This window comes from Chryseobacterium sp. 3008163 (assembly GCF_003669035.1).
GTDB lineage: Bacteria > Bacteroidota > Bacteroidia > Flavobacteriales > Weeksellaceae > Chryseobacterium.
Map to the genome: position 1 here is coordinate 219,216 of NZ_CP033070.1, position 25,662 is coordinate 244,877.

Here is a 25,662-nt window from a genome sequence, read left to right on the forward strand (position 1 = left end):
CAGCTTAAAAAAAATTAATTTTTTCGGGAAATTAATGTTCTTTAATTTTACACTTTGTCAAAATATATAATTGTAATTTAGAACTAATCACTTTTTAATGGATTTTGTTGTTGATGGAAGCTCTGACGATGAGCATGATGATACTCAAAATGAAGAAATATCTGATGATGATGAGTCAAACCCAACAATATAATTTCATTTCTGCAAATAGCCAATATTAATAGAATTTGAAGATTCATTACCTGAAAGAACCACTCTGCCGGAATAATAAAAAATTTGGTATTTTTCAAAATTTCCTTTTTCCAGGATTGAAGTGTCTTTGTGCACTGTAATTTTTTTTCCGAACTTTTTATCATTTCGCCAGTGCTTAAGACAGAACAGAAACTATTTAAAGAAACTATTTCGGCATCTGTTATAACCCGGTTGAAAAGTCCGAATTCGTCCATTACCATTCCGGTCTTCATTCCGGTCCTACTTCCACCGAATCCACCTAAACGGAAAAGCCAGCAATTGAAAACAAGCGGAAGTGATTGAGTAGTGGTAATTAAGGATGCCATTCACATAAGCTTTCATCTGCTGTAAAGCACTGTCATAAATAACGATCAAATCTATGGGATTGTTTGAAGGAAAAACATTTGTAATCAGCACACTCCTCATTCCGGTAGCGAAAATCCTGATAGCATTGATATTCCCAGACGATAGGATTCCAATTGTAAACACTCTGAAAGAACTTCCCGGGCTGAGCGTATCCCCTAAAAGATAATATACCGAATTATCTGTGCGTACATAATTATGTAACTTCATATGCATTTTCCACGAGCCTCTTAGACTAAGATTCTACTTTGTGTCAAAATAATTTAAAGTCCCTAAGGAACTGGTTGCCTGATACTTTGTATTCGTTTCCAAATTTAGACTCCCACAATCTCACCGGTTTGAGTACCTGCGGGAGGGTTGCTGGCAAGATTAGGAATACTTGATGCTGTACCTTCAAATTTATAATATAGCAATTCCGGTGTCTGCAATCTAAAGAGCGAAAGAACGCTCATGAAAATTAAAAAGTGAAATTTTGATTTTATTATAAAATAATTTAATTATCTAAGTTTCGTAAATCCTATGCAAAAAGATTTACTGACATATCAATAATATCTTCAGCCACCACTATCATAACTTTGATATCAAACTGTTTTATTACATAACTCCTGTTAAAAACTAATGGTTTAGAAAATCTTTCTCAGTTTCGCCATCAATTTTTATTTATAAGCACATTAGTTATATTCAGTAGATTTAAATGGATTGCTTTACCATCGATAGATCGATTATTCATAATACCTTTCCAAAACAATCAATATAGTTAACGAAAAAGGCTAGGCTCTAATTTATCCTCTTTGTAAAGAAACATCTGCATTATTTTCGTATCCTACATTAAGAACGGCATTAGCAAGGTTATGATAATAGCTGAATGTTCTTTTGATTCAGCAAAAGATGATTCAAAATTAACTTAACTAATTCATTCATTTCCTTAATAGCGATTTTGTAATTTAACAGTTCTGTTCTAATGAGTTTTCCATTTTTCGATAGTCACTATTGTTAAGGTGTGAAATTTTCAGCTTAATTTTTATAGTTTTTTTTTTCTCTTTAATCAAAATATCAATTTTTAGAAGGTCAGATTTAAAAAAATATTCTTCTATTTTAAACCTTGTAATATTAGAAATGGGAAATTCGAGGTAAGGAGATATAATACCTCCTTTAAATGGGTGATAGTACTTGATACTGAACGTAGAACCTATATTTTCAAACTGGAATACCCTTAAGTTTTTAATCGAATTAAAAATTGCAACAGTCACTATTATCATCAGTATCAATAATGGTATCCTTAAATTATAGTTGATTGTAGATTTAAGAGCAAAACCTATAACTGTTGAGCAAAGAATTAATGCCAGAATAATTAAAAGAAAATATGTTTTTCTAACTACCCTGTGTTTATTGGTTACTAACATTTCGTACGGTGTTTTTTTAATCAGGAGTCAATTTTTCATGTAATGCATGAATTTAATTTAAGGATATTGCAACTATAAAAACAATCTTTTCCATTTAGCAACTGTATTTCTACTTAACTTATATTTTAATGCTACTTGTGTGTTTGTTAAATTATTTATTCTTTGATATTCCAGTATTTTCATGATATCATCTTCCATATAAGACTTATGTTTTTGATTAAACTGCTCATCTTCTAGCAATTTTTGTGGGAATAATAAGTCATTCATCTTAATAGCATCAAGTACAGATACTTTTTTTTTAAGAATATTTTGGCATATCCTCATTTTCTCAGGAAATTTCTTATTAATCAGATCTGTGTACAGTACTTTATAGTTTACACCCTCAAAATCCATACTCTTATTTTTCAGTTCGTTTATACTTTGCCATCCATCTGTAAATCGTTGTTCTACCTATGTTATATTTTGCAACGATTTGATCCAACGTCATCTCTTTATTGTCAATTATTTCAAGTATAAACATTATTATTTCAGTACTGTACATGCTTTTACGAAACTGAGGAAGTTCGGATCTAATAGCTTTACTATTTTTTTTTGCTATAGGATTAGATGTGTATAGTAAAAGATGGTACGTGTACAGTCGAAAAAAATCATATTCGAGAAGTTTGCTCAATTTTAGTAAAACTTTTGTGGAAAGATCTTCAGCTGTGTACATTTTTTGCACTTCATCCTCATTGCACTCCATAAAATTACAGATCCTAGTCAGTTCTATATTTTTTTCAAATACAGCCTGCTTTATAAAATTACCGATATGTATATCTTTTATTTGCTCATTAAACATACTCACGTTTTATATATGAATGAACTTTATATCCACACCACATGCTTAATCATAGGTGACAATACTTAGTTTAAATTTAAAAACAAACCAATTATGCTATAGACACTACCTTCCAGACTATAATTACTTTCTAATAATCTTTTCTGTGGCTATTGTTCCATCAACAAAAATGACTTTCACCAAGTAAGTTCCCGCCAAAACTGAAGATAAATCAATCTCCTTTCCTTTAGAAATAAGTTTTCCTGTTAAGTCGTAAACCTCGGCAACATGTATTTTCTTGTCCGATTTTATGTAAGCGTAACCTTTTGTGGGATTAGGATACAACTGAAACGTCTTATTTTTAAGTTTTATATCCGCAGTGGAAAGATTGTTGTTGGTCACTTTAAAATCATCGAAATAAAGCATATAGTCTACTCCAAAATTAGGATCTGTTCCGTTTGATGTATAGAATGCAAACTTAGTCGTTGCACTGGTATAGTTGTTTAGAGAATATGTTTTTGTTGTTCTGGTATTGGGTATTCCAATATTGGGAGAAGCAATGCTTTCCAACTCTTGCCAGGTTGCCCCATTATCCTGAGAAATCAAAAATTTGAAAACATCATCTGTTACAGTCTGAGAAGCAGGCCCTGTAGGATTATTGGAATAAAATACGTCACCAGATGCAAAATCAAAAGATACACTGTATCCTCCAGCCGATAAATCACTGGCTGGGCTAATTGCCCAAGAAGAAAGTTCTCCGCTGTATATTTCTACTGACATTGAAGGATTATTAATTGTTTGATTGCTGAGAAAAGATCTTTGTGTCCAGTAGACTGTGTACAAGTCCTCATATTCTGGACCATTTCCTAAATTGGCATCATATGAATACCCTAAATACCAATTTTGCGGGGGAAACGTCGCAAAATCTTGTGAATAAACTGTTGTTTGCCCAAGTACACCAATATAAGCCAGCAGACTTAATGCTAAAGAATAGATTGTTTTCATATTTTTCTAAAAATTTATATAGCTTATTTGCTTTTTAACCATAAACATTACTTGAGAATTTTAACCAATAGCTCTTATAAAGTCTAAATATGGAAGTAATTAATTTTGTGTTAAGTAATGGGTTATCATCTCCAAAAACTTCTGTAATTAAGAAAACTTATTTACAGAATGTTTAGAAAAGAATCCATGAATGAAAAAATTATGATTTACAAAAGAAGTTTTAATCTTCAATTTTTACATTTCAATAACCTTAAAATCTTAATGCAATAATAGCTAACAAAAGCATCATGAAAATTAAGAAGGGTATCAGTTTTAATGAATATTCTATGAATTCTATAGTAGAAAAAAAACAACAAAATATTAATTATCAGAACTATACAAACCTTTCTCAATTAAAATATTAGCCCTCTTAATTTTCCGAAATGTAATGGTAAGAATAAGGAGTAAAACAGAAGAAAACAAGATTACAATAATGGACCATTTTAAAATTTTATTGTTTTGTTCCTGTATTTTTTGATCAGCGTTTTTCTGATCTTGCAAGAGTAGATTATTAAGTACCTCAACCTGAATTTTATTTTTTTCTGCCATCTTCTGTTGATAGAGAGCATCGTAATATTTACTCTTTTCAATATCTCTCAGTTTCAAAAAATTCTGAGATAACTGAAAATAAGTATCAGTATCGGTCTCAGAAATATTTTGTTTATCTTGGAGTTTTAAAATAGAAAGCAACACTTTGTTCGATTGAATAAAATCATTTCTCAAGGCTAAAATTTTAGCAAAACTTAAGTCAGCAGATTGATTTAATATATTAGAATAAATCTGATGAATACCTGATGACCAATCACTTTCTGAATAATTTACTTTTGAAAGGTTCAGATAAATTTCTGCGTCTTTCAGATTATTCATCTCTATTAAACAATTTGCTTTATTAAGATAAGCCAACTTGACATTCATTTTAGATAAAGGATTATTTGATGAACGATAAGCTGAAATTGCTTGGTCGAAGTATTTCAATGCTATATCACAATCAAGCGTATAGGCATAATTCATCCCTTTTAAATAGAGTATATTGCCTTTAATATTCTGCATTGAACTTGGTAGTTTAGTTTTTTCAAGAATACCCTCTGCTTTGTTAAGATAATATTTAGCCTTATCATTGACTTGAAGTGACTGATAAATGTTTCCTAGGATTCCTAAAAACTTTACTTGAGAAACGTTGTTATTTGCCTGTTCTGCTAAACTCAGCCCTTCTGTTCCATAGCGTATAGCCTCATTAAACCTTCGTGTTTGATTACAGACATTGAGCAATGAAAATAATAAACGTGTCCTGAAATTGTCATCCAAATCGCTATCATTATATATTTTAACACCTAAATTATATGATTTTTCAGGATTTGAAATAAGATATTCCTCCATCTCTTTTACATTTATAGAATCATATTTCTGACAATAAATATCATCAGAACATAACAGTAAAATAAGTATATATATAAATCTCAGGACTAATTATTTTAAAAGTTGAATGTACTGCGCCGGAGAAACACCTTCGATACTTTTGAACACAGAGGAAAAAACACTGTGAGATGAAAATCCGCTCTCTTCTGCTAGATATTTTATTTTATAACTTCGATAAACCAATTCATTATTGAGTTTCTGCTTGATATACTCGATTCTCATCTCATTAATGTAAGCTGTAAAATTTTTCTTTTTGTAAGTATTGATGATTTCAGAAACATATTTTGAATTGGAATCAAGTTTATTAGCCAATGATTGGATAGAAATGTTTGGATCCAAATAGAAATTCGTCGATTCCAATTTCTCTAGCCTCTCTAAAAGAATAAGTTTTACGTTTTCTGAAATGACCTGAGGTGTCTTTTTTTTAACCAAATTTTTTAACTTATCTGAAAGTAACAGATATGTTTTACCCTTTAGTTTTTCCTGTCGTATTTTGACAACCAATAGAATTAATACAATGCATGATAAAAGAATTATACTTATCAATATAATAATTCCTCTTTTCTTTGCAAAAATATATTCATCGGCGTGCTTAGTTTCAGTCAAATAAATCCATTGAGAGCGAGCCTGCGTTATTGCTTTATTCTTTATCCTGATTTGTTCATCCCTTTGATTTGAGATTAAAATATAATTTGAAACATCTTTTTTACTAAGATAATAATCTAGTAAAAAATTGTAGTAAATAGCTCTCAGTTGGAAATTAGTAGTATTATTTATCTCTTTCTTGATTTTTTTTAACCAGACATCAGAAATATTTGCAGGATATAATTTCTTTTTTAAAATATCAAATCCCATATCATCAGGGTAATAGGATAGAATTTTTAAAACGGGAATACGGAATTCAGGAGATTTACTTATCCAATCATCTTCACCCAAATTGATTAAGACAAAACTAAAACTATCCCTATAATTATGTAAACTTTCATTAGTGATTTTTGGGAGAATATTTAAAATTATTTTAAGTGCTTTTTCTTTTCGTCCCTGTAAGATTAATTCATTTGCATTTAAAATTTCTTCGTTAAGCTTAAACTCAGAATTCTGATTATAATCTGTGCCAAAATCTATTTTCTTGATACCCGCTGAATATAAAATATTCCGATAAGAAACAACTCCGCCAACATTTTGTTGATCTTTTGTTTGAATTATTTCCTGAAGTGCTTCATTATAATTGTTTTCATAATAATAAGCCTGGGCAAAAAGCCTGTTACACTTATTTAGAACCTCCTTATTTTTATAATTTATTTTAACAAAACTGATTAAATCTCTTGCTTTCGCGGGATTCACAATCATTTGCGAATCTATTTTGTGAAATATCTGATTCTTATCTGATGCATGCTGTGCCGACAGTTGCTGAAAGAGTAATCCGAAAACATACGCAAGAAAAAGCTTCATTTTATTAAATAAATTTCGCTAATAGCAGATTAAATAAGTTTTAATTGTATAAATCTCTCAGAAATAAATAACTTCACTACTAATATTAGAGGACAAAGTGATCGGTTATAAAAAATATTACCATAATTCAAAAATACTATAAATACTTAATGTAACAACAAAAATACAAAGACTTCAATAATTCTTTTTAAGATTACTTATCATTATTGATAATTAGTTTTCTGCTTCTTACTAATTTTAACACATACAAGTTGAACTTGTAACTATTTTTAAACAAAATTTATATACTCTTTATGCTACATTTTTAGATTGATTAGACATTAAATTTTGATACTCTCTTATGGTTAAATTTCCCAAAACCGAATTCGGAAAGAAGTGTCTTTTTAGACAAATATCTTGTTAAGCTGAATAGCGACTCTTTAGTTTTGTAAAAAAAATGCATTCAAATATTTTAATTATCTATGGAACCGGTATGGTTTGGAAGTCAATCTTAAGAATTTTAAGACCAGAAATCCCTCTTTGTCTTTCAAAATCAGAATTTTAGTTTATTGGTCAATAAAGTGATAAGATTTTATTCCAAATCAAAAAAAAATGATTTAACTGATACTTTTCAACATATATCCTGAAAACAATTTCAAAAAATGGTATAACAAATTAAAACTATTATAATAATCGAATTCAATACATCAACTTTTTAATTAATTTGTTAATAATATGTAACATTTTTGAAAAAATGATACTAACTGTGCAGAGCCGAACCTACAATGTCACAGGAAAAGGAGTTTTTGGAAAAAATTGAAAAACATAAAGGGGTAATTTTCAAGATTTCAAAGATGTACATGGATAATTATGACGATCAGAATGATCTCTATCAGGAGATCATCTATCAGGCGTGGAAATCCTACAAAGAGTTCAAAGGAAAAAGCGGTTTCTCGACGTGGCTATACAGAACCGCACTCAATACGGCAATCATATTTCTAAAAAGCGAAAAAAGAAGGAGTTTTATACAGAATCAGCGCATTGAGCATCTGCTGGTAGATCATGAAATTTACAATGAAGAGGACGATCGGAACATGAAAGTCATGTATGATGCCATTCACGAACTAAGTCCCATTGATAAGGCTTTAATCTTTTTCTTTCTGGAAGACTTTTCAGGCAAAGAGATTGCATCACAATTGGGAATTACGGAAGTCAATGCAAGAGTGAAACTCAACCGTGCAAAAGCAAAGCTTAAAGATATTATTGAAAAACAAACAAACTTTTAAAAGTTTAATACATCATCATGGACTTAGATAACTTTAAAGAACTCTGGAAAAAAGAAAACAGCCAGATTCTACCTGATACATCTCTTGAGAAACAGAATGAGATTCACTCGCCTCTTCAGATGCTCCGAATCAATATGCAGACAGAATTCTGGCTGATGATCATTACGCTGCCTTTTCTTTTCACAGGGCTCCCGTCCGTTAGCGACGATCATAATATCAGAATAACCTCAATGCTGGTCTCTGTACTGACCTTATTGATCATTGTATATTATTACTCGAGGTTTCTCAAGCTTTATCAACTTCTGAAACGCAAAAATACCAATACGAACTATGATCTTTTCAGCCTAAAAACGCAGTTATTGATTTCAAAACAGATTTATATTTCGTATTACATCTCTTATATTCCGATGGCATTTTTATTATCGCTGATCCATATCAATTTTCAGTTCGATTTTAAATATAATCTTGCCATATTTATTTTTTCATTTGTGATTACCATTCTAGTCATTTCAGTTATCTTAAAATACTGGATGTACTACATGTATGGGAAATACATTGAAGATGTTGTACGAATTATCGACGAACTCAATGATGTAGAAACAAAACCATTAATCCGGAGAGGAAAATCATGGTTTGAGAGAAGCCAAAGATTTTGGATGCAGAAATTAGGTGTGAAAGGGAATGTTATCAATACAGTGCTTTGGTTTATTTCAGGATACTTTTTTATAATTTTTTCCTTCCTGATCATCATTTTGGTCATCATTTTCCTAGGGATTAAAATGCATCTTTTCGATCTCGAGACCTTGAGACAAACGCTTAATAATCTTCATTAATAGTATTGCTAGAAAAAAATAATTAACAGATATTGTAACATTTTTGCTTTTTTTATACTAACTGTCGAATTTAATCAAATAAATATTATGAAAAAGACAGTTACAATTGTGAAAGCTTTGGCTTTTGTGTTGACTTTGGGGGCTACTTCCCAATCTTTAAACGCACAAAGTCATCGTACGGAAGTTTCTTCGCAAAATCTGCCACCAATCACGGCAACATCTGCAATGGGAAATTTTCAGGTAAGTTTTGAAGGGCAAAATATTTCCACGGAAGCCCTTGTCAGTCATTTAGGAAAATGGTTTCAGACAAACTCAGATCACAGTTATCAATTTGTAACAAGTTCTGTTGATGAACTCGGCTTTAAAAGAAGTATTTATCAGCATTTATATAAAGGAATAAAAGTAAACGATGATGTCGTATATCTCCATGAAAAAGATGGCAAAGTAACGTATGTCAATGGAGAACTCATCAACGAGATTAAAATTAATATTTCTCAGCCATTACCACAGACTGAGGTGAAAAACATCATATTCGCTGATATAAAAAATAATAAAACGACATTTGGAGACTTCGAAAATGTTATCGCTAAAGTAAACACAAGAGACGGAATTAAACTATACTCAGCCACTAAAGTACAGGCTGCAGCTTTGGGATCTTTAAAAGCATTTGACTACTATATTGATAATACTACCGGAAAAATTGTTAATAAGATTTCAAAAATTTATGATTACAATCCGGAGTTCCAAATCAAGCTGAATTTACCCGCTAAAAATTTAGTCAACAGTTTTGACTACAGTCCGTTATTTGTTGATACCCCTTCTACAAGTGCAACCTATTATAAAGGAAATCAGACAGTCACAGTCGATTCTAACGGTGGTGCATTCAGATTAAAGGATAATGCTAAAAACATTCACACAAGAAATGGTGCAGGATGGGACGGTAGCGCAAATCTTGCAACCAATGAGTTAACAGGAACAATCACGGAAATAACAAGCACCACAGCGAATTATACTGCCAATACAACCAAAGCACCGGTAGAAGCACATTGGGCTATGGAAAAATCAAAAGACTACTATATTGCGAGACACAACAGGAACAGCTATGATGGCAACGGATCCATCATTAAAAATTACTACGATATAAATTTTAATGCCGATCCTACTACTGGAGCGCCAATGCAACCCATTAACGGCGCCAATGCTGCTGCATTTGATGTAACCCAACAAGGCTTTAATGTAGTAGGAATGATTTATGGAAACGGAGCGTATCAGGGACAGGCAGGATATTTTGGCCCTTTTGTCGGAATAGATGTTGCAGGTCACGAATATTCTCACCTTATGGTCAGCAGAACGGCAAACCTTGCTTATCAGGGAGAATCGGGAGCTTTAAATGAAGCTTTTGCAGATATGTTCGGAGCTGCCATTGAATTTTATTCAGGAATTTCACCCAACTGGAATATAGGTGAAGGAATTCCCAACCCTGCTCTTGGTTTTACATTTTTAAGAAGTATGTCGAATCCAAACTCGGGACCCGTAGCATTGGGATCACAACAACCGGATAGCTATCTTGGTACCTATTGGGCAAATACCGCTTTGGGATCTGCCGATAATGGCGGCGTGCACACCAACAGCGGAGTGGGAAATTTTTGGTTTTATTTGTTATCTGTAGGAGGAACTGGCACTAACGATTCAGGAACCAGTTATAATGTCACAGGAATTACCATTCAGAAAGCTGAAAAGATTGCATATAGAACTTTAGCGACTTATCTAACAGCAAATAGTCAATACACCAATGCCTATACCGCATCTAAACAGGCAGCAACGGATTTGTATGGAGCAGGATCAAACGAATTACAGCAGGTTGAGAATGCTTGGTGTGCAGTAGGATTAGGCAACTGTGCCAATTTATTATCTGTACGTGATGTTGTAAAATCCGATTCAGATCTTATAAAAATTTATCCAAATCCTGTTACGAACGGACAGTTTACAATTGAATCTAATCTGCAAGGTAATGGTAGCTATGAAATTTATGATTTATCTGGAAAGCTTATAAAGCCTTCACAAAAGTTCGAAAAAGGAACTGTCACGGTTTACGTTAGCGAATTACAGAGAGGCGTATATATACTAAAAATTAAAATAGAAGGTAAAACTATTTCAAAGAAGATTATTATTAGTTAATATATATTGATTAAAACACAACTGACAACCCTCGGCTAAATTTGTCGGGGGTTGTCTTATTACATATCTCATTTTCAATACACTTACTTAAAAGTAAACTGCGAAGATTCACAAGCTGAAATAAAACATAAAAATGGGTTAGAAATTGAATAAATTTACGTGTTGAAAGAGTTTCATGGAATAAAAGCAGGATAAATACTATCTGGAAAAGCAATTGAAGTAGCTAAAGAAAAAAATGTAGATTTTGTCTGGTTGGGCGTTTGAGAACAAAATCTAAGAGCCCTACTCTTCTACAAGAAAATGGATTTATAGGTTTTGAAAAATATCTCTTCAAGCTTGCTAATGAAGAACACATTGACGTTATGATGAAGTTGTTATTGCAGTAAGTAGTAGAAGCTAATGATGCCGTTGCCACTGTGAAAAAGAGTAAAAATATCCATTCTATCCTGATACGAACCTTGTACATAGATTTTGGTTAAGCACTAAATAGACCTTGACAATTGTCAGGGGTTTATTATTTTTAAACATCGTACAACCTTTAAATTATACTTCGAACAATTATAAGATTTCCGGTTTATTTACACTGACAAGCCATTTGTTCACAGTGACTTGTTATACTTTGGTTATTAGCTTGTCTCTTTACCAAACTTTTTCAACGTTAGAATATGCGAACGAAGCGCAGAGGAAAAGCTCTTATTTTCAATGTAAGGCAAATTGAACTCCACCGCAGTCTTCTTCACAATGACAGAAATCTCCCCATAATGTATGTGGCAGACTTTAGGAAACAGGTGATGCTCGATCTGTAAGTCTCCCTATTCGTTGGACAGAATTATACCCTCACTTTTTGTAAAATTATAAAATATTTCATTTCGGTGTTGTCGTTGTTGGAAAGATTTGTTGAAAAGGAGAAAACTCGGTTATGATATCCTGCGCTGGCGAGTTTTTCTTTTTATTCATTTATTACATATTTTTTATGGTATTCATAATTCGCTTCGCTTAGTTCAACAAATACTGCATTGGAGAAATGTTTTGTAAACTTTCGTGAGGTCTGTCGCTGTTGTAATGTTCCATCCATTCTGCAGTAATTTCTCGAACTTCAATGAGGGTATTGAAAATTCTTGCATCCAAAACTTCGGTACGGTAGCTACGATTGAATCTCTCAATAAAAGCATTTTGTGTTGGTTTTCCAGGTTGGATATATCGAATTTCAATTCGGTGTTTGTGACACCAATTGGTAAATACAGAACTTGTAAATTCAGGACCATTATCTGTTCTGATGGCTTTTGGTTTCCCCCTTTCTTTCACGATCCATTCCAATAAATCAGTCATGTGCATTGCTCCGATGGAAAGTCCTATCTCTATCCAAATTGCTTCCCGGTTGTAATCATCAATGATATTAATTGTTCGGAATCTTCTCGAATTGAATAGGGAATCACTCATAAAACCCATACTCCAAACTTCGTTGTAGTTGCTCGGAACTTCCAGATTTCGCCTCTCTCTTGAAGCTAATCTCCTTCTGCGTTTTCTTAAAATGTTCAATCCAAGCTTCTTGTAAACACGATACACCTTCTTGTGATTCCAGGGAAAACCTTGATTCCTCAGACTGTGAAACATTTTCTTAAATCCATAGTTTGGATGTTTCTCCGAAAGTTCATTCAGACAACCAATTAGTTCTGTATCTTCCTTTCTTTGGGAATGATAATAGTAACTGCTTCTTTCCAAATTCAGAGATTTACACGCCTGCCGGATATTTATCGCATATTCTGACACAAGGTAATTCACAACTTCTCGCTTGGTAGCAGGCTTTACCACTTTTTTGAAAGTACATCTTTCAATGCTTCATGTTCCAGGCTCAAATTGGCAAACATCTTCTTCAAACGATTGTTCTCAGATTCCAATTCCTTGATTTTCTGTAGTTCTTTTGTTGAAGATATTCCTCCAAATTTCTTTTTCCAATCATGTAAGGTTTGGTAGAGGAAACCATATTTTCGAGACAATTCTTTTGCAGTCTGTCCCGACTCATACTCTTTTAAAATTGCCAAAATTTGGCTGTCTGTAAATTTGCTTGTTCTCATATCCTAAAATTAATTGTTTTTTATCGTTAATTTTAGGGGTGTAATTTGTCCAGTTTTGGGGGAGACTTATAAGCATTCAGACATCCCACCTTACTGGATGAACCACAAAAAGAATATAAGCTTCCGACCATTATCAGAAATCCTTTTGAAGATGCTTTTGATAAAATTGAGATCTTAGGATTTTCTGTATCATACAGTCCTTTTGATCTATTGCAGACAAAATATCGAGGCAGTGTAATGGCTAAAGATCTGGTCATACACCATAAAAAGCAGATCAAAATGCTCGCTTACCTTATTTCCAGAAAACATGTTCCTACCAAAAGAGGAGCGATGTTTTTCGGAACTTGGATCGATGCAGAAGGAGAATATTTTGACACGGCTCATTTCCCGAATTCTCTTACAGATTATCCGTTTCAGGGCGGAGGCTGCTATTTATTATTGGGAACGGTTGAAGTGGATTTTCATTTTCCAACCATCACCATCCATAAAATGGCCAAGATGCCCTTCATTCCTGATCCAAGATATTCCATGGACAAAGAAAAATCTTTAGAAGCAGCCAGAACACTGCATGAAGATGTCAGTATGACGCAAAGAAAACCTTATCCGCAGGAACATGAGATTGGTCTGCCCAGAAATAAGCTTTCTGTACAAAGCTAATATTACATGATTCTTTATTTTTGTGCTTTTGCTCCTCCTATTCTTTTTACATACTTGTAGATCTCAAACCATAAAACAGAAACCGCTGCAATGAAAACAGTCATCCCCAATTCACTTATATTAAGTGCTGTTACTTTAAAGAATAGAGAAATCGGCTTTATGTATAATATTGCAAAAAGCAACCCCAGAACTAAGGCAGAAATGCCAATAAGCAAGGGATTACGGTTTCTGAAACTTTCCACCACACTATAAAAGAATGACCGATTGACAAAACTCAGCAATATATTGGCAAAGATCAATGTACTGAATACCATTGCCCTGGTCTTCTCTTCATCACCTCCGTTTTGAACAGCAAACTGATAGGCAAACAAAACTCCGAAAGTGATCACCACGCCCTGAATAATACTGATTCCCAGTTCATTCAAACTTAAAAAAGTGTCTCCCATAGCTCTTGGGGGCTGTTTCATTGTGTTTTTCTCCATTGGCTCATTCTCATAAACAATGGAACAGGTCGGTCCCATAACCAGCTCGAGGAAAATAACGTGAACCGGGGTAAATATGTGCGGAAATATCCATCCTAAAAACAGGGGCAAAGAAACCGTCAGTATAATAGGAACATGAATGGAAATAATATACTGGATCGCCCTTTTAATATTGGTGTAAATTCTTCTTCCTGCCGCAATTCCGACAATAAGTTTTTCTAAATCATCATTCATAATCACCAGCGCAGCAGCTGATTTGGCAATTTCAGTCCCTTTATTTCCCATTGCGACACAAATATGGGCAGCTTTTAATGCCGGACCATCATTTACACCATCTCCAAGCATCGCTACCACTTCAACTTTCTTTTTAAGGGCATTCACTATCGCAAGCACATTCTGGTAAACAGAACGGTACGCTCCGAGATCTGCATCATCTCTTCCTCAGAACGTCCTATAATATCACTTCCATTGATTGTGGGAGCATCATTTTTAATTCCTGCCTAGAATGCGATCGCATTCGTTGTATCTGCGTTATCACCGGTAATGACTTTCACTTTAATCCCTGCATCGTAAATACTTTGAAACACCTCTTTTATTCCTTTTTTGGGAGGATCATAAAAAACGGTCAGCCCTAAAAATTCAAAATTAAAATCCTGTTGGCTTTTTGGAAAGCTATTTCCTTCAAAATGAGACTTGGCAACTCCCAATACACGATAGCCCTGCTGTCCAAACATTTTTATAATATCTCTTATCTTTTCTTTTCTTTTTCAGGCTCTGATAGCTTGGAAACACTCAAAATAGCTTCGGGAGCGCCTTTTGCTGCAATAATCCTGTCTTTATTTGTATTTTCAAAAAGATGGGTCATCATTGGAGGTTTCCCTTCAAGCGGATATTCGTGAAACAATTGATATTCTTTTCGTAAATCATTCTGTTGAGTCTGCTCATACATTTTGTGCAGAGTTATTTCCATCGGGTCAAAAGGTACAGGCTCACTGCTCCACATTGCATAATTAATCAGTTCACTTAAATCATCATTTTTAAACTCCTTTTCTTCATAAATCTTATCGGAAAGGTAATTGTATAAATGTTGAAGCTTCATTGAGTTCTCAGTAATAGTGCCGGTTTTATCGGTACAGATGACCGTGGTGCTTCCCAGGGTTTCTACAATACTGCTCCGCTTAATAATAATTCCCTGACGCATCAGTTTCCAGGCACCCAAAGCCATAAAAGTTGTAAAGGCTACAGGAATTTCTTCTGGAAGTACAGACATTGCCAGTGTTAATCCACTAAGAAGGCTCGTTACCAGATCTCCGGTTTTGATATAGCTGAAGATGCAAACCATTAGAAAAATAACGATACCAATAACGGCCATCCATTTTACAAACTTCCGGATCTGGATCTGTAGTGGCGAAATTTCTTCTTTTATATTCAGTATGGATTCTCCAATTTTACCGACACGCATTTCTTTGCCTATTTTATTGACTTTAAAACGGCCAATCCCGAAACCGTTACCGTTCCGCCGTAAACCATATGATCCTCAGATCTGCTATCCTTGAAAACGGAAAAACTTTCACCGGTAAGTGAAGATTCATTCACGGAAAAATCATTGCTGTGAACAATGACCCCATCAGCATTGATGATCCGTCCTTCTTCAGTGATGCATAGATCACCTACGACAATTTCATGGGTCGGAATTTCTACTGCCTTCGAGTTTCTGATGACCGTACTTAAAGGCTCATTAAGTTTTTCAAGTTCTTCCAAAGCTTTTTTACTGCGGTTATCCTGATAAAAAGAAATCGCCGTCACCGCAACAATTGCTACAAACATAAACGCAGCATCTCCATAATCCCCCACAATGACATAAATGACCGAGATAATGATCAGTAAAATCAGCATAGGTTCTTTTAAAATACCAATAAGCAGATCAAACGAAGTGTTCTTATGGATAGCCTCTAACCGGTTATATCAATATTGTTGTCTGGAAGTTGTCACTTCATCGCTGGTGAGACCAGTAAGTCCTTCGGGTATATTGTAAGACATATCAATTAAATAGGTTATTTAAAAGTAAGCAATTATTATGTAGAAATTGAATCTCCCTGCCTGAACCATATCAGTTAATCATCTGTATTGATATTGCTGTTAGCTACTATTTGGAGTTTTATTCTAATGATACTACATCATTACAGATTCAAAACCAGACCCAGCCCGACAGACTTCGATTGAATGACCGGATAGATAAAAGTGACGCCTTTCGATTCGTTATTTTTGAAGATCTTATTGACAATGGGGAATATCCAATAGGCAATCTCGGTGCTCAGGATACCAAATCCAGCACCTGCAACCACATCGCCTACCCAATGTTTATCATTTAATGTCCTGTAAATACCTGTAAAAAGGGCAATCGGATATCCTGAAAGGGCAATCCAAATATTCTCATCCTGATATTCTCTGAAGAGAAAATGTGCGGAAGAAAAAGCAGTGGCTGTATGGCCGGAAGGAAAAGAAAGATGATTGGTACCATCCGGACGTTCCTCTTTTACCAGATGCTTTAAAGGCAAAACAAATGCAGCAGAAATCAACTGAGAGGTTCCGTAGATAATAGTTCGCTCCTTAAGATTATGCTTTCCTTTTATGCCTGCAAGATTATAACCATAGACCATTGCTGCAGGCAAATATTGGGTGTAGTTATCAAGCGTGATATGCTTGGGTTGATGTTCTCCGATCTCATACTTTGTGGAACTGTTTAGATTTTTGAGCGCATCAGAACTTAGGCTGACCACTCCGAAGCCAATAAACACTGTTGGAATAATGAGTTTTTTGTAGCTTGCTTTGTACACTGAATCACCGTAATTCTCTACATCGAGTTTTTTCACTTCGGCTGAATCAGATTTAACCTGTCCAAAACAAATGTTTGAACAGGTTAAAGCAATGATTGTCAATAATTTCATGGTCAGTTATTTAAACATTAAATTTAAAGAAATAATATAAGATTTCAAGGATCTGATGTGATGATTGATTAAGAATGATTTGAAACTAAATCTGATCATCTACTTGATTTCCTTTTTTGTTTCATAGACCCATTTTTCTATTTCAGCCCGATCAGAAGCAGATAATTTTGCATCCTGATGAATAACCGTGTAAGAAGCAAGCGGCATTTCGCCTTCTTTAACGGTTTCTACGATCTCATCCAGTTTTTCAAGCTTTTTTTCACGGCTGTAAGAATTGAATTGATCAAAGTTCAAATGTCTTTTACCCGCATTGACGTGATCAGCCAACCACCATTTCACAGGCTGTATCTTGCTATATGAAGGATAAATAGTCTTGTTGGAATGACAGTCGTAGCAACTGGTTTTCAAAATAGATTGCACCTTTGGAGGTACATTATAATGATTTCCAATAGCATTGGCAGATTGATTCTGGCTGATATTCTTTTTAACATCAATAAACTGAATGCCGATAAACAGCAACAACAATACTGTTAAAATATTTTTTAGATTAAAAATTGACTTATTCATTATTTTAGGTTTTTGAATTTATTTTTAATTATTTAGGCGAAATTATTCCTCTTCACTTGCCGTATTTTTTAGCTTCATCAAAAGCGTGTAGGCATTTTTCGTTACGATTTTTCTGTTCTTAAAATCTTCAATATTTTTGACTTGAATGAAACCGTTTTCAGATTCTCCCAAAGTCACAGGAATCATTTTATAGGTTTGCTTTTTTACCTGAACAAAAACATAATCTTTGCCTCCAAAATTGACGATACTTTCCTCTGGAAGCGCATTGGAAAAGGATGTTTCGGTCTCTATTTCAGCATTCATATACATTCCGGGGGTCAGGTTTTGGTCATACTGTTCAAAATGGCAATGCACATCTGCCGTTCTGTCTGTATTGATGTCTTTGCTGATCAGGATAATTTCTCCACCGTATCTTTTCTCCGGCTGCGTGTTGGTATAAGCTGTAAATCTTTGCCCTATTTTCAGCATTTCAAGGTCTTTTTCATACACTTTAAGGTTCAGGTGAATATCATTTGGGTTGATGAGTTCAAACAAAACATCAGAAGGATTTACAAACTTTCCGATATTCACATTCACTTTGCTCACAAAACCGTTGATCGTGCTGTAAACCGGAACACTTTTCATGATATTCCCGGAAGTGAGACTGCCCGCATTGATGTTCACGAGCTGAAGCTGTTCTGCCAAAGTATTCATCATAATTCTCTGGCTGTTCATCTCAGACTGCGCCATCTGCATTACTTTATCACTGCTTGCCTTGCTTTGGTTCAGCTTTTTTTGCCTGTTATAGTCCAGTTCTGCAAAATGAAGTTTTGATTTTGCCATCAGATAATCCTGCTGAAGCTGTATAAACTGAGGGTTGTCTATTACGGCAATCACCTGTCCTTTGCTTACTTTCATTCCCGGAAGCAGATTGGTGCTTTTCAGATAACCGCCCAACGGAACGCTTACGGAAACCAGATTTTGAGGCGGCACATCTATTTTTCCATTGATCTTGAGCACCGTAGAAATATTTTTCTCAGACAATGGCATTGTTTCTATTGGCGTATTTTTGAGTTGAGCATCAGTAAGTACAAAGGTACTTTCATCTTTTGGAGTGGTTGGCATTATAACAGCCTCTTCTTTCTTATTGCACTGAACCGCGAAAAAAAGGACAAGCATTAATAAAACCGAATATTTATTTTGAATTGATTTTGACATAATTTATTGATTTAAAGTAATATATTCCAGCTCAACAATACTTTCATTGAGATTCCAAACGGCATCTGTATAATTATTTTTGATGCTGATCGCCTGATTGGCAAGCATTACGAATTCCAGATAATTGATTTCTCCGTTGATGAACTGTTTTTGGGCAGTTTCAAGAATTGTATCGGCATTTTTCAGTTCATATTTCTCGTACTGGGAAACAATTTCCAGGTTTTTCTGCTGAATTTCTGATAGTTTTTCATATTGATTTTTTAATGTAAACTCCGCATTCTGTAAATCATTTTCGCTCACAGATTCTGCAATTTTTGAAGCTTCAATCCTCGCTTTCTGTCCGCCAGAAAATATTGGAACCGAAACGCCAACCTGAACAGAATGAAACTGTGGTGAAGCATTGTACACTTTGTCATCTGCACCCATCCCACGGAAACTGTTGAGATTATAGGCGAATTGCAAACCCGGCAATAATTTGGATTTTTCCAAAGCAGTTTGCTGTGCTGCAATGTTTTTTTGCTGTTCCAATATTTTTAACGAAGGATTACCGGAAACATCATTTTGAAGATTGGAAAGAGAAAAAATACGCTCTCCATCGGGAATAAATTCTGTTTCTGAATTCGAAAGCCATTGCAATTGTAGCTGTAAAGTTCTGAGTTCCTGTTTTACCTGCTTAATCTGGATTTCAATAGCTGATTTCTGATTGGCAGCAGTCGCTTTTTCCAAAATATTGCTCTCGCCACTTTTTAATCTTAAAGTTGCCTTATCCAGAAATTGAGCATAAAAATCTAATGATTCATTCAGAATTTTTTCTTTTTCCTGCCAATACAGAATGTTGTAGAATGTCAGTGTCACGCCTTTTTTCAGCTGATATTCTTTCAATGAAATATTGAGCTTACTTTTTTTCCATTCTTCTGTGTAGAGATTTTTCTGTTTTTGTAAACGGTGGGAAATGCAATGCTCTGGGAAACCCCGAATTTCATATCACGGTAAGCACTGTTAATCTGTCCGTAATCCGCAGAAATTCCTATCTGAGGAATGTCTGAAGAAGTTTTGATGAGAGCTTTTGCATATTCCGATTTCAATTTCTCATTCTTAAGACCTCTGTTATTTTTCAAAGCGATGGCAACCGCTTCATTTAAAGTGACTTTGGTTTGAGAATTCATCATATTTCCTGTTAAAACAAAGAAAATAATGAGAATAGGCGTTATTATATTTTTGCGATTACTTTTCATTTTAAAACCTTTTTCAATAGTGACATAAAGCAGCGGAAGCACAAAAAGTGTGAGTAATGTGGCAATTAAAAGTCCGCCGATGACAACGGTTGCCAATGGTCTTTGGACTTCTGCACCAGCGCCGTTACTTAGAGCCATCGGGATAAAGCCTAATGAAGCCACAAAAGCAGTCATTAATACAGGTCTTAATCTGGCTTCTCCGCCATCTACCACAATTCTGACAATATTTTTAATTCCACCTTTGTACAGTCTGTTAAATTCTGAAATCAGAACGATTCCATTAAGGACAGCCACTCCGAAAAGCGCTATAAATCCTACACCAGCACTGATGCTGAAAGGCATTCCTCTTGCAGCCAGTAAAAGCACACCTCCAATAATAGAAAGCGGAATCGCTGTATAGATCAAAAGACTTTCTTTCACCGAATTAAAAGCCAGAAACAACAGCACAAAAATTAAAACCAAAGCAATCGGAACTGCGATCATCAGTCTGTTTTTGGCATTTTTAAGGTTTTCAAAAGAACCTCCGTATGTGACGTAATATCCTGTAGGAAACTTCAATTGTTGGTCAACTTTAGCCTTAAGTTCTTCTACAATCCCCTGAACATCGCGATTTTTGATGTTAAAACCTACAACGATTCTCCGTTGTCCGTTCTCACGCTGTATTTGGTTCGGACCATCTTTAATCTCAACATTGGCAAGCTGAGAAAGCGGAATCTGATTACCAGACGGCGTAGGAACTAATAAATTCCTAACATCATCCAGATTTTTACGGTCATTGCTGTTTAATCTCACCACCATATCAAAACGTTTTTCACCCTCGAAAACCAGACCTGTACTTTGTCCTGCAAAAGCGGTATTGATCACTCTGTTGATGTCTCCAATCGACAAATGATATTGCGCAATCACTGGTCTGTTGTATTGGATGATCACCTGTGGAAGACCGGAAACAGGCTCAATATAAAGGTTTTGAGTTCCTTTTACCGTATTGATTATTTTCCCGAGCTGACTGGCATTTTTCGCCAATATTTCTAGATCTTCTCCGAATATTTTCAAGACAACATCCTGTCTTGCACCGGTCATCAATTCATTAAAACGCATCTGAACGGGATACTGAAAACCAACGGTAATTCCCAGAACGTCCTCTAAAGCTTTGCTCATTTTCTCGGAAAGCTCCGGAAAGGTTTTGGCGGAAGTCCATTCGCTTTTATCTTTTAGAATCACCATCATATCAGAAGCATCCATCGACATCGGATCTGTGGGAACTTCTCCGCTTCCTATTTTGGTAACTACTTTTTGAACTTCCGGAAAGCGGGTTTTTAGAATATGGGCTGCTTTCTGTGTGCTTTCAATAGTGGTTTTGAGGTTGCTTCCGGGGAGAACTCTGGTATCGACAGCAAAATCTCCTTCTTCCAGTGATGGGATAAATTCGCTTCCCATTCTGCTTAGAACCACAACAGAAAGGATAAAAAGAACAATCACAATACTGAAAATAGTTTTTGGTATTCTTAAAACTTTTAATAAGGTTTTGCGGTAAAGATTTTCAGCCTTCGCTATTAGCCGGTCTGAGAAGTTCATTTTGTGACTTATCCTTTTGCTTAAAATAATAGAGCTCATCATCGGAATATAAGTCAGCGAAAGCAGAAACGCTCCCAATAAAGCGAAGGCAACGGTTTGTGCCATAGGTTTGAACATTTTACCTTCAATCCCTTGCAATGTTAAAATTGGCAGATATACAATGAGGATTATGATCTGCCCGAAAACCGCACTGTTCATCATCTTTCCTGCGGAATCTATGACAATCGTATCCATTTCCTGCTTGGAAACAGATAGTGCTTTCCGGAATTTGGAATTGTGGGTAAATTGATGCATTACAGATTCTACAATAATCACGGCGCCGTCTATAATCAGCCCGAAATCCAGCGCACCAAGACTCATCAAATTTCCGCTGACGCCGAAGAGATTCATCATACAAACCGCAAAAAGCATTGCCAAAGGAATAACTGACGCGACCAACAAACCTGCACGGAAATTCCCGAGGAATAAAACCAACACAAAAACGACAATCAATGCACCTTCCATCAGGTTTTTTTCAACGGTACCAATAGCATTGTTCACCATTTTGGTTCGGTCTAAAAATGGCTCTATCACGACCCCTTCCGGCAAAGTTTTCTGGATTTGCTCGATCTTGGTTTTTACATTTTTAATGACCTCGCTGCTGTTTTCACCTTTCAGCATCATCACAATTGCGCCTGAAACTTCGCCGTTATCATTATAGGTCATTGCCCCGAATCTTGTTGCATAACCGTAACGAACATCCGCAATATCTCTTATAAACAGAGGAACATCATTGTTCTTGGTGGCGATAGAAATATTCTTGATATCATCCAGATTTCCAACCAATCCTTCACTTCGTATGTATAAAACGGTAGGTCCTTTTTCGATATAAGAACCGCCTGTATTCTGGTTATTGGCTTTCAACGCATCGAAAACATCCGTAATGGTGATTCCGTAAGCATTCAGTTTATCCGGATTGACGGAAATTTCATATTGTTTCAGTTTTCCGCCAAAACTGCTGACCTCTGCAACACCTTTTACACCAAGCAATTGTCTTCTGACAATCCAGTCCTGAAGTGTTCTTAGTTCTGTAATATCGTATTTGCTTTCGTATCCTTTTTTCGGACGGACAACGTATTGATAGATTTCGCCCAATCCTGTAGAAATAGGTCCCAAAGCTGGCGTTCCCACATCCTGTGGAATCTGATTCTGAACCTGCTGCAGTCTTTCTGCAACCTGTTGTCTTGCCCAATAGATATCAGTATCGTCATCAAAAACGATGGTCACCAGTGAAAGTCCGAATCTTGAAAAACTACGGATTTCTTTCACTCCCGAAATATTACTGTTGGCCTGTTCTATAGGGAAAGTAACGAGTCTTTCAATATCAGTAGCTCCGAATGAAGGAGCGGTCGTTATCACCTGAACTTGATTATTGGTAATATCAGGAACGGCATCTATTGGCAATTGGGTCACCTGATAGGTTCCTACACCGATCAGTCCAAAAACCAATAGTATTATAATGAGTTTATTCTTCACAGAAAACTCAATGATTTTTGTTAGCATAAATAATTCTGTTAAATTTTTTTTAAATTGAATACGTTTTTAACTGACAAGAAAATAGTCAGCACGAGCAGATTGTGAAATACCGTTGATAATCTTAGTTTTGAATATAACTAAGAATATCATCAACATCACTGTTCACAATAAGATTGACGTCATAAAAACGTAAAATAAAAACGAAAGATTTTAACAGTTTTTCGGCGGTTGCCAGATAGAATTTGAAGCATCTTTATCATAGAAAAGATCATAAAATGAATTGATCTCCTTATGATAATCTAAGATAATTTGCTTTTCAATTTCGATTGAAAATTCAGGATTTAAAGTAAATAAAAGTGCAAGTGGACACGAGTGAGCTACGAAAGGTAATTTCTGATCTTTTTGATAATCAGCATCTTTCACAGGATCATCATAATGCATTTTCAGAAAAGAAATGAGTGTCATCTCAGAATTATCTCCATTGTGTTCAATAAAGTGCTCTATCAGTGTCGGGATTTTTAATAACTGATACAGTTCAGTTGTCGAAACCAAATAGAAGGAAAGTAACAGTATGGAAATCCATTTTTTCACATATCAAAATTATGAAATGTTTCGTTAAGAATGATTATAAATACACCTCTAAATGCAAACATATAAACACCAATATCAATCAACTAAAATTAATGAAAACAATGTGTTTACTTATTAGGTTAGATGAAAAATTTTTACTTTTACCATCGAATCGACTTCTGCCACTTATGGTTTTTCAAATTTTAATGACGGGAAAAATCGAATATTTTTAGTACAAGACGGAGATATTATTGAAGATGTGGGTGATAAAATGAAAGTAGAAATGAACCTAAATATTGATGAAACAACAGCAACTGATGACATATTAAACATCGCTAAATCTTTCGGAATTGAACTTGAAGAATAAAAAAGGCACACAACATGAACTGCATAAGGCGGGCTGATTGTAAAACTCAAAATTAATTTTTCAATTGAACTTTAGTAAAACCATAGAAAGTTTATAAAAACAAATCAGTAATGACTTTGTACAAATATTGGCGGTGATTTTGCTGTACAATTATTAAATAGATACAACTATGAAAAACTTGTTTATTATTACCACATTATTGATATGCGGCTCTGCATTTGGACAGAAAAAGAAGTCCAACAAAGTTCCTCCACCTCCTATCGTAGCTCCAAAAATTAATCCTCCGGCAACAGAAAAAGTTCCCGATTACCCTTATGGGAATGATTCTGCAAAATGTTATATCTACAGAACTGAGGAAAAGAAAGATTCCTTGGTTTATGTGACAGAAAATTTTTTGGAATATGGTTGGGTAGCGAGTAATGCAAGAATGATAATTACAACCTACAGTTTTGATCCTATTAAAAAGCAACAAGTTGAAAAAGACGGTTACATCTATGGTCAGTCGAAAACTATGCAGTATATAGATGGGGAATTTGCACTTGAAAAAGGAAATCTGACCTTCACACCTTACAAAAAAGAAAAATTTGATATACGCCATTTCAAACTGGTTTATAAACCAAAAACGCAAAAAGTAAATTATATAAAAGATGAAAATGATTATCAATATAAAATAGGAGATTGCCCTGTACCAACAGTAAGTTTGTAAATAATAACAAGTGTTCGCTAAAATGAGAAGTATGAAAATAACAATGGCTTTATTATTTATTTGGAGTTTGTTTAGTTATAATATTACTTCAGAAAAGGAGAATGGTAACAAGGAAAACATCATCATTTCAAAATTCAAACATAAAAAAAATGCTTCCGAAAGTGATATTTTATGGATTTCGCAGAATGATTCAACAGTTTTTAAGAAAGAAGAAATGATGATCCATCGGCCTTGCAGTAATCCGGAATTCACAATACATTATGAACTTCTCAAACCAATAGATCAGGCTTATTATTACATTTACAACGACAAACAACAGTTGATATCTGAGGAAAAATACAGCAAAGAATACACATATGACGGGCAAACCAGCAAAGTTGGAAATTTCTACAACGAGAAAAGTTACTATTACAAAAGGAACGGAAATCTGAAAACAATCCATTACATGAAAGACGGACGAAATGATAAAGTGGAACTTTACGACAATAAAAAAAGACTTACAGAAATAACATATTTCGATAAAAAATCATCCGACAAAGAAAAAGTTGAAATTTACGACAAAGGCAAAATCGAAGAGACAAGAATTTACAAAAGTTTTGATACTTATAATACTGTCAAAGCAAACTAAATGAGCATTTGAAATTGTAAAATATGAAAAAATTGATATTCAAATACTGGATTACTAATGTTCTGATCAGCATAATTTTATTCATCCTGTACAGACTCGTAATTTCCGAAATGAAATCTGATAGTGAAAGTCTTCTGG

At 34.6% G+C, this 25,662-nt stretch carries 19 protein-coding genes and 3 pseudogenes; 6 read left to right on the forward strand and 16 right to left on the reverse strand.

The features are described from left to right. Positions 1-83: 83 nt before the first annotated feature. The 9 genes from EAG08_RS00850 to EAG08_RS00885 form a co-directional block, all read right to left on the reverse strand. Positions 84-446, reverse strand: coding sequence for a hypothetical protein (locus EAG08_RS00850; protein ID WP_129533826.1), 363 nt, complete (start codon positions 444-446; stop codon positions 84-86). A gap of 25 nt (positions 447-471) precedes the next feature. Then, the gene (locus tag EAG08_RS00855; protein ID WP_129533827.1) at positions 472-804 is read right to left on the reverse strand and encodes a hypothetical protein; all 333 of its coding nucleotides are present in this window, start codon (positions 802-804) and stop codon (positions 472-474) included. A gap of 104 nt (positions 805-908) precedes the next feature. Next, positions 909-1,046 carry a hypothetical protein gene (locus EAG08_RS21225; protein ID WP_164998501.1) on the reverse strand — a complete coding sequence of 46 codons (138 nt, stop codon included), beginning with the start codon at positions 1,044-1,046 and terminating at the stop codon, positions 909-911. 492 nt (positions 1,047-1,538) lie between these two features. Continuing rightward, positions 1,539-1,997: a hypothetical protein gene (locus EAG08_RS00860; RefSeq protein WP_129533828.1), complete on the reverse strand. Its 459-nt coding sequence runs from the start codon at positions 1,995-1,997 to the stop codon at positions 1,539-1,541. Positions 1,998-2,069: 72 nt separating this feature from the next. Further along, the gene (locus EAG08_RS00865; RefSeq protein WP_129533829.1) at positions 2,070-2,390 is read right to left on the reverse strand and encodes a helix-turn-helix domain-containing protein; all 321 of its coding nucleotides are present in this window, start codon (positions 2,388-2,390) and stop codon (positions 2,070-2,072) included. Positions 2,391-2,394: 4 nt separating this feature from the next. Then, positions 2,395-2,835, reverse strand: a complete 441-nt coding sequence (locus EAG08_RS00870; protein ID WP_129533830.1) for a helix-turn-helix domain-containing protein — start codon at positions 2,833-2,835, stop codon at positions 2,395-2,397. Positions 2,836-2,958: 123 nt separating this feature from the next. Then, the gene (locus tag EAG08_RS00875; RefSeq protein ID WP_129533831.1) at positions 2,959-3,819 is read right to left on the reverse strand and encodes a T9SS type A sorting domain-containing protein; all 861 of its coding nucleotides are present in this window, start codon (positions 3,817-3,819) and stop codon (positions 2,959-2,961) included. Between the two features lie 360 nt (positions 3,820-4,179). After that, positions 4,180-5,235 (reverse strand): hypothetical protein, encoded by a 1,056-nt coding sequence (locus EAG08_RS00880; RefSeq protein WP_129533832.1) that lies wholly within the window; start codon positions 5,233-5,235, stop codon positions 4,180-4,182. 90 nt (positions 5,236-5,325) lie between these two features. Beyond that, positions 5,326-6,726 (reverse strand): helix-turn-helix domain-containing protein, encoded by a 1,401-nt coding sequence (locus EAG08_RS00885; RefSeq protein WP_129533833.1) that lies wholly within the window; start codon positions 6,724-6,726, stop codon positions 5,326-5,328. A 764-nt stretch (positions 6,727-7,490) separates the two neighbouring features. Between EAG08_RS00885 and EAG08_RS00890 the strand changes: the two genes are divergently transcribed. The 3 genes from EAG08_RS00890 (at position 7,491) to EAG08_RS00900 (ending at position 11,002) form a co-directional block, all read left to right on the forward strand. After that, entirely contained in the window at positions 7,491-7,991 is a 501-nt protein-coding gene (locus tag EAG08_RS00890; protein ID WP_129533834.1) for an RNA polymerase sigma factor, read from the forward strand. 17 nt (positions 7,992-8,008) lie between these two features. Further along, complete coding sequence (locus EAG08_RS00895) at positions 8,009-8,824, forward strand: hypothetical protein (RefSeq protein WP_129533835.1); 816 nt, start codon at positions 8,009-8,011, stop codon at positions 8,822-8,824. An 87-nt stretch (positions 8,825-8,911) separates the two neighbouring features. Beyond that, positions 8,912-11,002 (forward strand): M4 family metallopeptidase, encoded by a 2,091-nt coding sequence (locus tag EAG08_RS00900; RefSeq protein ID WP_129533836.1) that lies wholly within the window; start codon positions 8,912-8,914, stop codon positions 11,000-11,002. A gap of 996 nt (positions 11,003-11,998) precedes the next feature. Here the strand turns inward: EAG08_RS00900 and EAG08_RS00910 are convergent. Then, a protein-coding gene (locus EAG08_RS00910) for an IS3 family transposase (protein WP_129533837.1) occupies positions 11,999-13,077 on the reverse strand; the annotation gives its coding sequence in 2 pieces (ribosomal slippage) (positions 11,999-12,822 and positions 12,822-13,077; 1,080 coding nt in all). Positions 13,078-13,155: 78 nt separating this feature from the next. On the opposite strand from EAG08_RS00910, the pseudogene EAG08_RS00915 reads away from it, so the two are divergent. Beyond that, positions 13,156-13,734: pseudogene (locus EAG08_RS00915) on the forward strand (DNA polymerase III subunit alpha); the annotation flags it as partial. Between the two features lie 14 nt (positions 13,735-13,748). Here EAG08_RS00915 and EAG08_RS00920 read toward each other — a convergent pair. The 6 genes and pseudogenes from EAG08_RS00920 to EAG08_RS00945 form a co-directional block, all read right to left on the reverse strand. Next, positions 13,749-16,256: pseudogene (locus EAG08_RS00920) on the reverse strand (cation-translocating P-type ATPase). Positions 16,257-16,396: 140 nt separating this feature from the next. After that, on the reverse strand, positions 16,397-17,164 hold the full coding sequence (locus EAG08_RS00925) for a phosphatase PAP2 family protein (protein ID WP_129533838.1): 768 nt from the start codon (positions 17,162-17,164) through the stop codon (positions 16,397-16,399). Positions 17,165-17,263: 99 nt separating this feature from the next. Continuing rightward, entirely contained in the window at positions 17,264-17,731 is a 468-nt protein-coding gene (locus tag EAG08_RS00930) for a heme-binding domain-containing protein (RefSeq protein ID WP_129533839.1), read from the reverse strand. A gap of 42 nt (positions 17,732-17,773) precedes the next feature. Then, complete coding sequence (locus tag EAG08_RS00935; RefSeq protein WP_129533840.1) at positions 17,774-18,928, reverse strand: efflux RND transporter periplasmic adaptor subunit; 1,155 nt, start codon at positions 18,926-18,928, stop codon at positions 17,774-17,776. 3 nt (positions 18,929-18,931) lie between these two features. Next, a pseudogene (locus EAG08_RS00940) lies at positions 18,932-23,280 on the reverse strand (CusA/CzcA family heavy metal efflux RND transporter). 183 nt (positions 23,281-23,463) lie between these two features. Then, entirely contained in the window at positions 23,464-23,844 is a 381-nt protein-coding gene (locus tag EAG08_RS00945) for a hypothetical protein (RefSeq protein ID WP_129533841.1), read from the reverse strand. Between the two features lie 515 nt (positions 23,845-24,359). Here EAG08_RS00945 and EAG08_RS00950 point away from each other — a divergent pair. Both EAG08_RS00950 and EAG08_RS00955 read left to right on the forward strand, forming a co-directional pair. Next, positions 24,360-24,896: a hypothetical protein gene (locus EAG08_RS00950; protein ID WP_129533842.1), complete on the forward strand. Its 537-nt coding sequence runs from the start codon at positions 24,360-24,362 to the stop codon at positions 24,894-24,896. A gap of 31 nt (positions 24,897-24,927) precedes the next feature. Continuing rightward, complete coding sequence (locus EAG08_RS00955; protein ID WP_129533843.1) at positions 24,928-25,524, forward strand: hypothetical protein; 597 nt, start codon at positions 24,928-24,930, stop codon at positions 25,522-25,524. The last annotated feature ends 138 nt before the right edge of the window (positions 25,525-25,662 follow it).

Excerpts from the sequence above, each read along its gene's own strand:
- EAG08_RS00850 (WP_129533826.1), bottom strand. The coding sequence starts at position 446 with ATGGACGAATTCGGACTTTTCAACCGGGTTATAACAGATGCCGAAATA.
- EAG08_RS00855 (WP_129533827.1), bottom strand. The coding sequence starts at position 804 with ATGAAGTTACATAATTATGTACGCACAGATAATTCGGTATATTATCTT.
- EAG08_RS21225 (WP_164998501.1), bottom strand. The coding sequence starts at position 1,046 with ATGAGCGTTCTTTCGCTCTTTAGATTGCAGACACCGGAATTGCTATAT.
- EAG08_RS00860 (WP_129533828.1), bottom strand. The coding sequence starts at position 1,997 with ATGTTAGTAACCAATAAACACAGGGTAGTTAGAAAAACATATTTTCTT.
- EAG08_RS00865 (WP_129533829.1), bottom strand. The coding sequence starts at position 2,390 with ATGGATTTTGAGGGTGTAAACTATAAAGTACTGTACACAGATCTGATT.
- EAG08_RS00870 (WP_129533830.1), bottom strand. The coding sequence starts at position 2,835 with ATGTTTAATGAGCAAATAAAAGATATACATATCGGTAATTTTATAAAG.
- EAG08_RS00875 (WP_129533831.1), bottom strand. The coding sequence starts at position 3,819 with ATGAAAACAATCTATTCTTTAGCATTAAGTCTGCTGGCTTATATTGGT.
- EAG08_RS00880 (WP_129533832.1), bottom strand. The coding sequence starts at position 5,235 with ATGGAGGAATATCTTATTTCAAATCCTGAAAAATCATATAATTTAGGT.
- EAG08_RS00885 (WP_129533833.1), bottom strand. The coding sequence starts at position 6,726 with ATGAAGCTTTTTCTTGCGTATGTTTTCGGATTACTCTTTCAGCAACTG.
- EAG08_RS00890 (WP_129533834.1), top strand. The coding sequence starts at position 7,491 with ATGTCACAGGAAAAGGAGTTTTTGGAAAAAATTGAAAAACATAAAGGG.
- EAG08_RS00895 (WP_129533835.1), top strand. The coding sequence starts at position 8,009 with ATGGACTTAGATAACTTTAAAGAACTCTGGAAAAAAGAAAACAGCCAG.
- EAG08_RS00900 (WP_129533836.1), top strand. The coding sequence starts at position 8,912 with ATGAAAAAGACAGTTACAATTGTGAAAGCTTTGGCTTTTGTGTTGACT.
- EAG08_RS00925 (WP_129533838.1), bottom strand. The coding sequence starts at position 17,164 with ATGAAATTATTGACAATCATTGCTTTAACCTGTTCAAACATTTGTTTT.
- EAG08_RS00930 (WP_129533839.1), bottom strand. The coding sequence starts at position 17,731 with ATGAATAAGTCAATTTTTAATCTAAAAAATATTTTAACAGTATTGTTG.
- EAG08_RS00935 (WP_129533840.1), bottom strand. The coding sequence starts at position 18,928 with ATGTCAAAATCAATTCAAAATAAATATTCGGTTTTATTAATGCTTGTC.
- EAG08_RS00950 (WP_129533842.1), top strand. The coding sequence starts at position 24,360 with ATGAAAAACTTGTTTATTATTACCACATTATTGATATGCGGCTCTGCA.
- EAG08_RS00955 (WP_129533843.1), top strand. The coding sequence starts at position 24,928 with ATGAAAATAACAATGGCTTTATTATTTATTTGGAGTTTGTTTAGTTAT.